Origin of the sequence: Streptomyces mirabilis (genome assembly GCF_039503195.1) — a bacterium.
Classification (GTDB): domain Bacteria; phylum Actinomycetota; class Actinomycetes; order Streptomycetales; family Streptomycetaceae; genus Streptomyces; species Streptomyces mirabilis_D.
This window is the reverse complement of sequence record NZ_JBCJKP010000001.1, coordinates 1,580,840-1,595,021: the sequence shown is the minus strand read 5'-3', so window position 1 is coordinate 1,595,021 and position 14,182 is coordinate 1,580,840. Positions and strand designations below refer to the sequence as shown.

At 74.7% G+C, this 14,182-nt stretch carries 1 protein-coding gene; it reads left to right on the top strand.

Translation table 11 applies throughout. The features are described 5' to 3' along the window. Positions 1-159 precede the first annotated feature (159 nt). Positions 160-14,124: an SDR family NAD(P)-dependent oxidoreductase gene (locus AAFF41_RS07825; protein ID WP_343323752.1), complete on the top strand. Its 13,965-nt coding sequence runs from the start codon at positions 160-162 to the stop codon at positions 14,122-14,124. The last annotated feature ends 58 nt before the right edge of the window (positions 14,125-14,182 follow it).

Here is a 14,182-nt window from a genome sequence, read left to right as displayed (position 1 = left end):
GTGTACCCGCCGTACACCTGGGGTTCCTCAGTCGTGCGCCGGTGCCTGCGCCGTCCACCCATCACCGTCGACCGGTCGCCGTCCACGGTCGCCGTCCACGGTCGCCGTACCCGTCGTACGGAATCCGCCTGACCCGAGTTCACGAGGACACCTTTCCCGATGCCTGCGAGCGAGTCCCCGAAGCAGTTCCCCGAGATGTCCCTCACGACCTCCGAGGACGTGACCTCCGAGGACGTGCGGGCCTGGCTGACGTCGGCCGTCGCCGAGGCGGCCGGGCTCGACCCACTGGCCGTCGACCCCGAGCGGCCGATCGCCGAATTCGGCCTGGGATCTCGCCAGTTGGTGACCCTGGCCGCGGAGCTCTCGGGTCGGATCGGCCGCCCCGTGGAGCCGTCCCTCGTCTTCGACCACCCCACCGTCGCGGCGCTCGCCGCGGCGGTCCTCGACGATGGACCCGTCGGCGCGGCGGCGCCGCCGCCGGCGGACGCGCCCGTGCGCGGCGACGAGGACATCGCCGTCATCTCCATGGGCTGCCGCTACCCCGGCGGCGCCGACGACCCCGAGGCGCTGTGGCGGCTGCTCGCCTCCGGCGAGGACGCCATCACCGAGGTGCCCGCGGGCCGTTGGGACACCCGGGGCCTCTACGACCCCGACCCGGAGGCCCCCGGCACGGCGTACACCCTGCGCGGCGGCTTCCTCTCCGACATCGACCGTTTCGACGCGCACTTCTTCGGGATCTCACCGCGCGAGGCCGCGGCCATGGACCCCCAGCAGCGGCTGCTGCTCAGGACCGCCTGGGAGACCATCGAGCGCGCCGGGATCGTCCCGGACACCCTGAACGGCAGCTCCACGGGCGTCTACATCGGGCTGTACGACAGCGGCTACCAGGCCTCGGCCGCGCTCGGCCGGCTCGACGGGCACGTCGGCACCGGTTCGGCGTCCAGTGTGGCCTCCGGACGCATCGCCTACACCCTCGGCCTTCAGGGCCCGGCGGTCACCGTCGACACCGCCTGCTCCTCCTCCCTCGTCGCCCTGCACCTGGCCGCGCGGGCGCTGGCGAGCGGCGAGTGCGACCTCGCGCTGGCGGGCGGCGCGACGCTCCTTGTCACCCCGCGCGGACACGTCGAGTTCAGTCGGCTGCGCGGGCTGTCGCCGTCCGGGCGGTGCAGCCCGTTCTCGACCGACGCGGACGGCGTGGTGTGGGCCGAGGGCTGCGGTCTGGTGCTGCTCAAGCGGCTCGCGGACGCGCGCCGCGACGGCGACCGGGTCCTCGCCGTCGTCAAGGGGTCGGCGATCAACCAGGACGGCCGCAGCCAGGGCCTGAGCGCCCCGAGCGGCCCGGCGCAGGAACGGGTGGTGCGGGCCGCCCTCGGCGCGGCCGGACTCCGCCCGGACGACCTGGACCACGTCGAGGCGCACGGCACGGGCACCCGGCTCGGGGACCCCATCGAGGGCCGGGCGCTCGCCGCCGTCTTCGGGCCGGGGCGCCCGGCCGACCGGCCGCTCGGTGTCGGCTCCCTCAAGTCCCAGATCGGTCACACCCAGGCCGCGGCGGGCATCGGCGGTGTCATCAAGACGGTCCTGGCCCTCGGCCACGAACTGCTCCCCGCCTCGCTGCACGCCGACACCCCGACCGAGCACGTGGACTGGGCGGGCGGCGGCCTGCGGGTGCACAGCGTCGCCCGGACATGGCCGCGGGGCGGCGACCGGGTGCGGCGGGCCGGGGTGAGCGCGTTCGGGATCAGCGGTACGAACGCGCACGTGGTGCTGGAGGAGGCGCCGCGGGACCTCGTACGGCCGGCCACCGGGACACCCCTGGCGGACCTCCCCGGCGCGACCCTCTTCCCGCTCTCCGCCCGTACCCTCCCCGCCCTCCGGGGCCAGGCCGCCCGCCTCCTCGAAGCGCTCGACGCACAGCCGCGGCCGACGCTGCCCGAAGTGGCCGCGACGCTGGCCCACCACCGCACGCACTTCGAGCACCGGGCCGTCGTGCGGGCGACCGACCGCGACGGCCTGCTGACCGCCCTGCGCGCACTCGCCGAGGGCCCAACCGACACCGACACCGACACCGGTACTGGTACTGGTACTGGTACTGGTATCGATACGGTCGTGGGACCCCAGCAGACCGTCCCCACCGGCAAGTTGGCGTTCGTCTTCCCCGGCCAGGGCTCCCAGTGGGCTGGTATGGCCCGCGACCTGCTCGACCGCGACCCGGTGTTCGCGGACGAACTCGACCGCTGCGACGCCGCCCTGCGCCCTTTCACCACCTGGTCGGTGGCGGCCGTCCTGCGTGGTGCCGAGGGCGCCCCGCCCCTGGACCGCGCGGACGTCGTGCAGCCGGTCCTGTTCGCCGTGATGGTGTCCCTGGCCGCGGTGTGGCGGGCCCGGGGTGTACGGCCGGACGCGGTGGTCGGGCACAGCCAGGGCGAGGTCGCCGCGGCCTGCGTCGCGGGCGCGCTCAGCCTGAGCGACGCCGCCGCGGTGGTCGCCCTGCGCAGCCAGGCCCTGACCGGGCTGTCGGGCACCGGCACCATGGCCGTCGTCGCCCTCCCGCACGACGAGGTCGAGGACCGTCTCGCCGACCTCGACGGACGGGTATGGGTCGCCGCCGTGAACAGCGGCCGCTCGACGGTGATCGCCGGTGACGTCGAGCCCCTGGAAACCCTGCTCGCCGACCTCGACCGCGAGCAGGTCTTCGCCCGCCGCCTCGACGTCGACTACGCCTCCCACAGCCCCGGGGTGGAGCCGGTCCGCGCGACGGTCCTCGACGAACTCGACGGCGTCACCACCTGCCCGACCTCCGTCGCCTGGTACTCCACCGTCACCGGCGAGCCGGTCACCGAGGAGCTGGAGGCCGACTACTGGTACACCAATCTGCGCGAACCCGTCCGCTTCGCACCCACCGTGGAGCGCATGGCCGCGGACGGGTACCGCTGCTTCGTCGAACTCGGCCCCCACCCCTCCCTCGTCACCGCCCTGCACACCGTCGCCGAGGACTCCGGCCACGAGAACCTGGTCGCCGTCGGCTCGCTGCGCCGCGACGAGGACGGACCCGCCTGCCTGGACCGGGCCACCGCCGAACTCCACGTCCACGGACGGCGGATCGACTGGCGCCGGCTGGTCCCCGACACCGCCCCCGCCGACCTGCCGACGTACGCCTGGGATCCGCGGCGCCACTGGATCGAGCCCGAGTCCACGACCGGTGCCTCCGGCCTCTTCGACCGTGCCGCGCACCCCCTGCTCGGGATCCAGCTCCAGTCGCCGGACGAGACCCGCTGGACCTTCCGGGGCGAGTGGTCGGAGGACACCGCCGACTGGCTGCCCGACCACACGGTGTTCGGCCGGACCGTCGTCTCCGGCACCACCCTGATCGAACTCTGCCGCGCCGCACTCGCCGTGGCCCGCCCGGACGACCCGGCCGACCTCACCGATCTGCTCCTCCTCAGCCCTCTCACCCTCCCCGACTCCGGCACGGTCGAGGTGTCCGTCGAGGTGGTCACCGCCGGCCCCCTGCCGGAGATCACCGTGCACAGCCGCCCGCGCGCCCAAGAGGCCACGGGCTGGACCCTGCACGCCACCGCGTCCGCGTCCGCGCCCGCCGCGCCGACGGCGGATCGGCCCCCGGTGTGGCCGGAGGCCGCCGAACCGGCCTGGACCCCGGAGACGTACGAGCGGCTCACCGCGCTCGGCCTCGGCTACGGCCCGGCCTTCCAGGGCGTACGGTCGGCGGTCACGACCGGCGACGGCGAACTGCTGGCCCGGCTCTCGCTGCCGCCCACGGCCCGCGACGCGGCAGACCCGTACCCCCTCCACCCCGCCCTGCTGGACGCCGCGCTGCACGTGGCCGCCGGGCTCGACGCGTCCGACGGTCGGGTGCTGCTCCCGGTCGCGGTGGGCCGGTGCGTCCTGCCGCCCGGTGGCGCGAGGGACCTCACCGCTGCCGTACGACGCACGGGCGGCTCCGGCACGGACCTCACCCTGGACGTCGCGCTGTGGGACACCGACGGCTTCCCGGCCGGTCGTCTGGAGGGCGTACGACTGCGGGCGGCGGACCCGGCTGATCTGAACGGCGCCTCGGAGAACGCCCGGCACCTGTACGAGGTGGTCTGGACGGCCGTACCCGAACAGCCCGACGCGGCGGCGGGCACCGAGTGGGCCGTCGTCGGCGCCCCCTCGGACCCGGAGGTCGCCGGGGCCCTGCGCGGCCTCGCGGAGGCGGGGAGGACCCACGTCCGGAGCGGGACGGGCGGCGCGGACGTGAGCGGGGCGGGCGGCGTCGACGTGTTCGTACGGTTCTGGCCGCGCCCGGCGACGGACGTCGAACCGTCCGCGGCGGCACAGGAGTTGGCGGCCTCGGCCCTGGCCGAACTGCGTGCCCTGATCGCCCTCCCGCAGGACGCGGCACCCGCCCGGACCGTGTGGGTGACGCGCGGTGCGGTCGCGGCCGTCGACGAGGACACCGTGCCCGGCCTCGCCCAGTCCGTGCTGTGGGGGCTCGCCCGCAGCGCCCGCGCCGAACACCCGGAACTCGGCCTGACCCTGCTCGACCTCGACGACTCCGACCCGGCGGACGTGCTCCTGACCGCCGCCACCCGCCCCGAGGAGCCCGAACTCGCCTCCCGCGCGGGCACCTTGCTCGCGCCGCGGCTCGTCCGCGCCCGCGACCGGGACGCGACCGGCACCCCGGTCGTCCCCGACCCGGTCGGCCGCCCCGCCCTCGTACCCACCGACGGCACGGTGCTGATCACCGGAGGTCTCGGTGCCGTCGGGCGGCACATCGCCCGGCTGCTCGCCGAACACGGCGTTCCGCGCCTACTTCTGACGTCTCGTCAAGGACCGGACGATCCACGCGCCGCCGAGGTCGCCGCCGAACTGACCGCGCTCGGCGTCGAGGTCGAGGTCGCGGCCTGCGACATCGCGGACGCGGCGGCCGTGGCCGGGCTGCTCGGCCGTATCGGGGAGGAGTCGCCGCTGCGCGGTGTCGTGCACTGCGCCGGAGTCCTGGCCGACGGGGTGGTCGCCGAGCTGACGCCCGAACGCCTCGCGCAGGTACTGCGCCCCAAGGTCGACGGCGCCGCCCACCTGCACCGGCTCACCGCCGACGCGCGACTCGACCTGTTCCTGCTGGTCTCCTCGGCCGCCGGAGTCGTCGGCAACGCGGGACAGGGCAACTACGCGGCGGCCAACGTCTTCCTCGACCAACTCGCCCACCACCGGCGGGCCCTGGGCCGGCCCGGCGTGTCCCTCTCCTTCGGCGCCTGGGCGGGCGAGGGTCTCGCCGCCGCGCACGCCGACCTGAACCGGATGGCCCGGCTCGGCCACCGCGCCCTCACCCCCGATCAGGGCCGCGAACTCGTCGAGCTCGCCCTGCGGCAGGGCGCCCCGCACCTGGTCGCCTGGGCCCTGGACCTACCACGCCTGCGCGAGACCGCGGCAACGGCGGCCACCACGGGCGTCGGCAGTACGGCGGCGGTGTGGCGCTCGCTGCTGCCCGCCCCCCGCACCGGCCGCAGCGGCGGCGACGGTCTGGCCGACCGCCTGGCCCGGCTGCCCGAGGCCGAACGCGCCGAACGTGTCCTGGCCCTGGTCCGCGAGGAGATCTCCCGCGCCCTCGGCCTGCGCTCGACGGAGTCCGTCCGCCCCGACCAGCCGCTGCGCGAACTCGGCATGGACTCGGTGACGGCGGTCGAACTCCGCAACCGCATCGGCGCCCGGATCGGTGCCAAGCTCCCGGCCACCCTGCTGTTCGACCACCCCACCGCGGCCCGGCTCGCCGCGCACCTGCTGTCCACCGCCCTCGCGGCGGGCGACCGCACCACTCCCGCCACACGTCCCACACGCGTCACGACGCCGGCCGCCGACGAACCGGTGGCCCTGGTCGCCATGGCCTGCCGGCTGCCGGGCGGTGTGAGCGATCCGGAAGGCCTGTGGACCCTGGTCGCGGAGGGGCGCGACGCGGTGGGCCCCTTCCCGGCCGAACGCTGGGACGTGGCGGCGCTGTACGACCCGGACCCGGACGCCGTCGGCAAGTCGTACGCCCATGAGGGCGGCTTCCTGAACGACGACGACCTGACGTCCTTCGACGCGGGCTTCTTCGGGATCACCCCGAAGGAAGCGGCCGCGATGGACCCGCAGCAACGCCTGCTGATGGAGACGGCCTGGGAGGCGCTGGAGCGCGCCGGGATCGTGCCCGCCGAACTCGCGGGCAGCGCCACCGGTGTGTACGTCGGCATGTTCGGCAGCGACTATCTGGCGGGGTCCCGCCTCGACCAGCTGGACGGGTACGTCGGTACGGGCTCGGCGCTGAGCGTGGCCTCGGGGCGGCTCGCCTACGTGCTGGGGCTCGCCGGCCCCGCGCTGACGGTGGACACGGCGTGCTCCTCGTCGCTGGTGGCACTGCACCTGGCGGCGCAGGCGCTGCGAGCCGGAGAGTGCGACCTCGCGCTCGCCGGTGGCGTGACGGTGATGGTGACCCCGGGAACCTTCGTGGAGTTCAGCCGACTGCGGGGCCTGTCCCCGACCGGCCGCTGCCGCTCCTTCTCCGACGACGCCGACGGCGCCATATGGGCCGAGGGCGCCGGCATGGTCGTACTGAAGCGACTGAGCGACGCCCGGCGCGACGGTGACGAGGTGCTGGCCGTGCTGCGCGGCACGGCCGTCAACCAGGACGGCCGCAGCCAGGGGCTGTCCGCGCCGAACGGCCCGGCGCAGGAACAGGTGATCCGGCGGGCCCTGGAGCTGTCCGGGCTGCAGCCCGCCGACATCGACTACGTGGAGGCGCACGGCACGGGCACCACGCTGGGTGACCCGATCGAGGCGAACGCCCTGGCGGAGGTCTTCGGCGACTCACGCCCGCAGGACCACCCCCTGTACCTGGGCTCGCTCAAGTCCAACATCGGACACGCGCAGGCTGCTTCGGGTGTGATCGGCCTCCTCAAGGTGGTGCAGTCGCTGCGCCACCGGACCCTGCCGCGCACCCTGCACGCCGACACACCCAGCAGGCACGTCGACTGGGAGAACAGCGGCCTGCGGCTGGTGCGGGACACGGCGCCCTGGCCGTCGTCGCCGGGGCGGACACGACGGGCCGGAGTGAGTGCCTTCGGGATCAGCGGGACCAACGCGCATGTGATCGTGGAGGAGGCCCCGCCGGTCGAGAAGGCGGACGAGAAGGACGAAATCCCGGCGGGGAAGCGGCTGTTCGCGCTGTCGGGACGCAGTGAGGCCGCCCTGCGGGGGCAGGCCGCGCGACTGGCCGACCACCTGACCGAGGAGGCCGGCGAGGACATCGCCCTCCCCGACGTCGCGCACACCCTGGCCCGGCACCGCAGCCACTTCGAACGGCGCGCGGCCCTCGTCGCGGGTGACCGGGACGAACTGCTGCTGCGACTGGACGCGTTGGCGAGGGGACGGGCGCCCCTCGCCGCGCCCCGCGACGACGGGACGGGCAAGGTGGCGTTCGTCTTCGCCGGGCACGGCGGTCAATGGCCCGGAATGGGCGTCGAGTTGATGGCCGGGTCGGTGGCGTTCCGCGAAGAGCTGGTCCGCGTCGACGAGGCCGTTCGCCGACGGGTCGGCTGGTCGGTGCTCAACGCCCTGCGGGCGCCGGAGGAGTTCGCCCCGCTCGGCCGCACCGAGTTCCTGCAACCGGTGCTGTTCGCGGTCAACGCCTCACTGGCCGCCGCCTGGCGCGCGCTCGGCGTCCGCCCGGACGCCGTCGTCGGGCACAGCCTGGGCGAGATCGCCGCCGCGTACAGCGTGGGCGCCCTCACCCTGGACGAGGCCGTGACCGTGGTGACCGGACGCGGACAGGCGGTCGTACCGCTGGTCGGCAAGGGCGGCATGCTGTCCCTGGAGCTGCCGCCCGCGCGGGTCGAGGAGCTGCTCGCGCCGTTCACGGGCCGCCTGTTCGTCGCGGCGGTCAACAGCGCCCGGTCCACGGCCGTCTCCGGCGAGGTCGACGCACTGGCCGAGCTGCGCGAGCGCCTCGACGAACGGGGCATCGCCGCACGCCCGCTGACGACACCGTTCGCCTCGCACACCCCCCTGATGGACCCGCTCCGCGCGGAGCTGCTCGACCGCTTCTCCGGCGTCAGGGGCGTGCGGACACCGACCCCGCTGTACTCGGCGGTGCTGGCCGAACCCGTCCCCGGCGACCGGCTGGACGCCGACCACTGGTACGCCAACCTCAGGGAGCCGGTCCGGTTCGCGGACACGGTCCGACGGATGCTGGACGACGGCTACCGCTACTTCGTCGAACTGAGCCCGCACCCCTCGCTCACCTCGTCGATCGAGGCGGTGGCGGCGGAGGCCGGGATCGACGCGGTCGGCGTCGGCTCGCTGCGCCGGCAGAGCGACGGACACGACGTACTGCTGCACGGGCTGGGAGAGCTGTACACGGCCGGGTACACGCCCGACTGGCCGCTGCTGTTCCCGCAGGGCCGCCGGGTCGACCTGCCGACCTACGCCTTCACCCGCGAACGCCACTGGCTCGCGCCCGCCCCGGCCACCGCCTCGGCCGGCGGATCACCGCTCCTGGGCACGCATCTGGAGGCCAGCGACGAACCCGACCGGCACCTCTTCCAGGCAGACGTCGACCTCGACGACAGCCGCTTCGCCTATCTCACCGACCATCGGGTCACCGGTGAGGTCTGGCTGCCCGGCGCCGCCTTCCTCGACATGGCCCTGGAGGCCGCGTCCACGCTGCGGGGCGGCGGCGAAGTACGGCTGGCCGACGTCAGGTTCGAACAGCCGCTGCCGCTGGAGGTGGACCGGCCCGTACGGCTGCAACTGGTCCTGAGCCCGGCCGAGGACGGCTTCCGGGACTTCACCATCGCCTCGACACCCTCCGGTGGGCACGGCGCGCCGTGGCAGCGGCACGTCAGCGGACGTCTCGCGGTCACCACGGAAACCGCCACCGACGACGAAGAGCGGCTCGACGCCGTGCGCGAACGGTGCGACGAGCAAGTCGATCTGGCGGCGGTCTACACCGGGCTCGCGGCCCTGGGCATCGACTACGGCCCCGCCTTCCGGGGGCTGGAGGAGGGCCGCCGTACGAACGTGGCCGCCCTCGGCCGCCTGGCCCACACGCCCGCCGCCGGACATCTGCTGCATCCCGCCGTCCTCGACGCGGCCTTCCACACGGCCGCCCTGCCGGGCGGCGCGCCCGAGGGCCGGGCGTTCGTGCCCGCGGCCGTCGGGCGACTGACGTTCACCGGACTGCGCACGGCCCCCGTGTGGGCGACCTGCCGACTGCGTTCCGTGGACGGCGACACGGCGACCGTGGACCTGCGGCTGTGGGACGAGGACGAGCAACTGGTCCTTGAGGCAAGAGAGTTCGAACTGGCCGCGCTGTCTCCGCTGGACGGCGCGCTCTTCGAGACCCACTGGCAGCCGCGTCCGGCGGCACAACACCCGCCCGCCGAGGGCGGTGGGCTGATCCTGGCGGACGACACGGGCGTCGCGGCCGAACTGACGGAGCGGCTCGGCTCGAGCGTGCCGTGGGTGATCGCCCGCAGGGGTGAGTCGTTCGGCGTCGACGGACCCGGTCGTTACGTGCTCGACCCCGCCGATCCGCGGCACCTGGCCCGCCTCCTGGACGAGGCCTTCCCCGACGGGCCGCCCGAGCGGGTGGTCCAGCTGTCCGCGCTCGACGCCCCGGCGATCACGGATGCCGGTACGGCCGAGGAGGCGGCGCGGCTGTGCTGCCTGAGCACGCTGCACCTGGTACGGGCGCTGGCGGACCGGCCGGTGGGCCGGGCCCCCCGTCTGTTCGTCGTCGCGCGCGGCAGCCAGGCCGCCGGTGACAGCACGCGGGTGACGCACCCTGAGCAGGCCCTCGCCTGGGGCTTCGGCCTCGCGGTGGCGCAGGAGTACCCGGAGCTGTCGGCCACCCTGATCGACCTGCCGCCCAACGACGGTGTCGACGCCCTGTGGACACAGCTGCGGCACGCGGACGACGAACGGCTCGTCGCGCTGCGGGAGTCGGGCCGACTGGTCCCGCGCCTGGCCCGCACCCGCCCCGACGACGGCGGCAACGGCGAGGTCACCTCCGACGGGGTGTACCTGATCACCGGCGGTCTGGGCGGCCTCGGCCGGGTCGTCGCCGAACGACTGGTCCGCCGCGGCGCCCGCCGACTGGCCCTGATGAGCCGCGGCGAGCCCGACGCGCGCACCGCGAGCTGGATCAGGGGCCTCGAAGGACACGGGACCACCGTCCACCTCGCCCGCGCCGACGTGGCCGACCGCGAGGAACTGACGGCAGCCCTGGGCGCCGTACGACGGGAAGCGGGGCCGATCGCCGGAGTCGTTCACGCGGCCGGTGTCCTCGACGACGCGACGGTGGCGAACCTGACCGACGAGCGCGTCCTGCGCGTGCTCGCCCCCAAGGTCCTCGGCACCACGCTGCTCACCGAACTGATCCCGGAGGCCGAGAGCCTCGTCCTGTTCGCCTCGGCGGCCGGTCTCCTCGGCTCCGCGGGACAGAGCCCGTACGCGGCGGCGAACGCCTTCCTCGACGCCTGGGCGCACCACCTCTCCCGCGCCGACCGCCGGGCCCTGAGCCTGGACTGGGGCGCCTGGGCGGGCGTGGGCATGGTCGCCGAGTCCGGCGTCCGGGCGGCCGAGACCGGCCGGTCCGGGCTGCTCGCGCTCTCCCCGCAGGACGGGGGCGAACTCTTCGAACGGGTGCTGGCCACCTCCCGCCGCCAACTCGCCCCCCTCGCCCTGGACTGGGAGACCCTCGCGCACGACCCGGACGCGGCCCGCACCCGTCCGATCCTCGGTGACCTGATCACCGTACCGACCGGCGGTGACGGCGCGGACGACCTCGTCGCCAGCGTGTTCGCGGCGACGACGGAACGGGACCGCGCGGACCGCCTCGAAGCGTATGTACGGGCCCGGGTCGGCCAGGTCTCGGAAGGCACGGTGGACGTCTCCGCGACCACGGCCCTGAAGGAACTCGGCCTGGACTCCCTCATGCTCGTCCGGCTGCGCAACGCCTTCGCCCGCGAGCTGGGCGCCGAACTCCCGGCCGCCACCGTGTTCTCCGCCTCCGACATCCGCGGCCTGGCCCGGGCGCTCGGCGAGGTGCTGCCCGAACGGGACACCGCCGCGCAGGCCGGGGAACGGCGGCCAGAGGCGCGGCGGCCCGAGGCCGCCGTCGAGGTGCCCGAGAGCGAACTGCTGCCCGCGACCCGCGATGTCCTACGACTGCTGCGCAGCGCCCCGCCGGGCATGCCGGACGCGGCCCACGCGGTCGGCCTGGCCCTCCGGCTCACCACGCCCACGACCCGCGAGGAGCTCACCGACATCCTCACCCGTCTCGCCGGACGGCACGCCGCGCTGCGCACCGCGATCGTGACCGGTGCCGGAGGCGAACACGCGCGGCTGCTCCGGGTGGACCGAGAGCTCGCAGGGCCGGTGCTGCGCTGGACGGACGTGCCCGGCGACGACGAACTCGACGGGGCCGACCGGCTGCGTCGGCTGCTGGAACCGCCCTTCGACCTGGTGAACCCTCCGCTGTGGCGCTTCGAGCTGCTCGATTCCGGTGCCCGGGGCCAGGTCCTGGCGTTCGGCGCGCACCACGCGGTGAGCGACCTGCAGTCGCTGCTGCTCGTGGCGGGGGAACTCGACGCCGAACTGTCCGGCACCTCGCTCGGCGACGCCGTCACCAACCGGGACATCGATCTCCTGATCGAGGCGCAACCGACGGACGACACCCCCGGCGAGGGCGTGACCGCATGGCGTGAGGCCTTCCAGGGCAGCGACCGACTCGACCTGACGCTCGCCCGGCCCCGCCCGGCGACCCGCTCGTACCGGGCCGGCAGCGTGAGCGTGACGATCCCCGACGGGCTCATGGAACGGGTGTCGGCCGCCGCGAGCGCGCTCGCGATCACGCCCGCCGCCTTCTGCCTCGGCACCCTGACCGTGCTGCTCGCCAGGATGCGGCAGAAGGAACGCTTCGTTCTCGCCGTGCCCGTCGACACCCGCATCCACGCCGACGCGTACGACGCGGTGGGCTTCTTCGGAGTGCCGGTGCCGTTCCCGGCCGAGGCCGGGGCGGGCGAACCGATCGAGCGGGTGCTGCGCCGCACCGACGGCCGCCTCGACCGGGTCCGCGCGAAGGGCGCCATGTTCTCGGACGTGCTGTCGACCCTCACGCGACAGGGGCTGCACCGGGCGAACGCGCCATTGGTGGAGGTGTACTTCAACTACGTACGCTCCGCGGCGGGCCGTCTCGCCCACCTGGAGGTTCTGCCCGCCGGGACCGGGTACTCCGACCTCGACCTGATGATCACCATGACCCCCGACGCGGGCCGGATCCGGCTCGACCACAACCTCGACATCCTGGACGCGGCGACCTCTGTCGAACTGGGGGAGGGGTTCCTGCGGCTGCTCGCGGAGGTGGCGGACGATCCGACGGCGGCGGTCCGTTCGATGCCGGATACGGCGGTCGAGGCGACGCCGGCGGTCCGTTCGACGTCGGGTACGGCGGTGGACGTGCCCGAGGGGGCGCCCGAGGACACTCGCCACCCCCCGCGCCGGTCGCTCGCCCTCGCCGCCACCTTCGCCCTCGGGAATCTGCCCCTGCTGTGCGAGGCGGCGGTCGAGGAAGGCGCGTGGGACGGCGGCCTGACCGTCGCGGAAGCCCCGTACCACCAGGTGCTCGCCGCCCTGCGTGACCCCTGCGGCGTCTTCGCCGACCCCACGGCGGCGGTGGGCGTGGCGCTGCTGCGGGCGGCGGACATGGAACGGTTCGGCCCGGTGGACGACGCGCTGCTCGCCGAGTTGCGCACCGCGTTCCCGGCCGCGCTGCGCGCCGTGTCCGAACGGACGCGAAAGCCGCTGATCGTCGGCTTCCTGCCGTCCGCGCACGCGCGGGGCCGCTTCGCACGGTGGGAGCGCGAGGTCGCCGACGAACTGGCCGAGGTGCCCGGCATCGCGGTGCTCCGCCCCGACGACTGGACTCGATGCCACGCCGTCGAGGAACCCTTCGACGAGCGGACCGAGCGCATCGCCCACCTGCCCTTCACCCCGCACTTCCAGGCGGCGGTGGCGCTGTGCCTCGCCGACGTCGTCCGTGCGGTACGGCGCCCCGCGCCCAAGGTGATCGCGGTGGACGGCGACGAGACGCTGTGGGGCGGAGTGGCCGGGGAGATCGGCCCGGAGGCGGTGGACCTGACCGGACCGCGTGCCCTGCTCGCCCGCCGACTCCTTCAGTGGCGTGCGGCGGGCGCGCTGTTGGCACTGGTCAGCAACAACGACGAGGCCACGGTACGGGCCGTCCTGGACCGCCCGGACAGCCTGCTCGAGGCCGAACACTTCAGCGTGCTCTCCGCGACCTGGGGCCCGAAGTCCGCACGGCTCGCCGAGGCGGCCCGGACGCTCGGCCTCGGCCCGGACAGTTTCCTGTTCCTCGACGACAACCCGGTCGAGATCGCGGGAGTGCGGTCCGCGCTGCCGGAGGTGCTGTCGGTGACCTGCCCGCCGTCGGCCGAACTGGGGGAATTCCTGGGCAGGTTGTGGCCGCTCGTGCCGGCCGCGGCGACGGCCGAGGACGCGCTGCGGGCACGGTTCTACGAACAGGAGCGGGACCGGGACGCGGTGCGCGCGCAGGCCGGATTCGAGGAGTTCCTCGCCCAGCTGGAACTTGAGGTCGACATCCGGGCCCTGTCCGGGGCCGATGTCGAGCGGGCCGAGCAACTCCTCCGCCGTACCAATCAGTTCACCCTGCGGGGCCGGTCCGCCGACGGGGGCGATCTCGGGCGGTGGCGGGAGCGCGGTGAGGTGTGGACGGCCGCGGCCCGGGACCGGTTCGGCGACTACGGCCAGATCGGGCTGCTCGCCCTCCGTGCGGACGGCGACCAACTCGACGTACTGGCCTGGCTGATGAGCTGCCGGGCGCTCGGCCGGGGAGTCGAGGAACGGCTGTTGCGGTGGCTGGCCGACCGTGCCGACGAGCTGGGCTGCGTCAAGGTCCGACTGACGGCGGAGCACACTCCGCGCAACGTACCGGCCCGGCGGCTGCTGGCCGCGCTCGGTGGCGGGGACCAGGACGACGAACGTCTGGAGACCGTGGTCACGCCGGAACACCTGCGGGCCTTCCGGTCCTGGCGGCGGGGGTGAACCGGCGGCGCCGACGGGTGAAGGCGGTGGCAGTGGTGGCAGTGCGCGAAAGGACAAG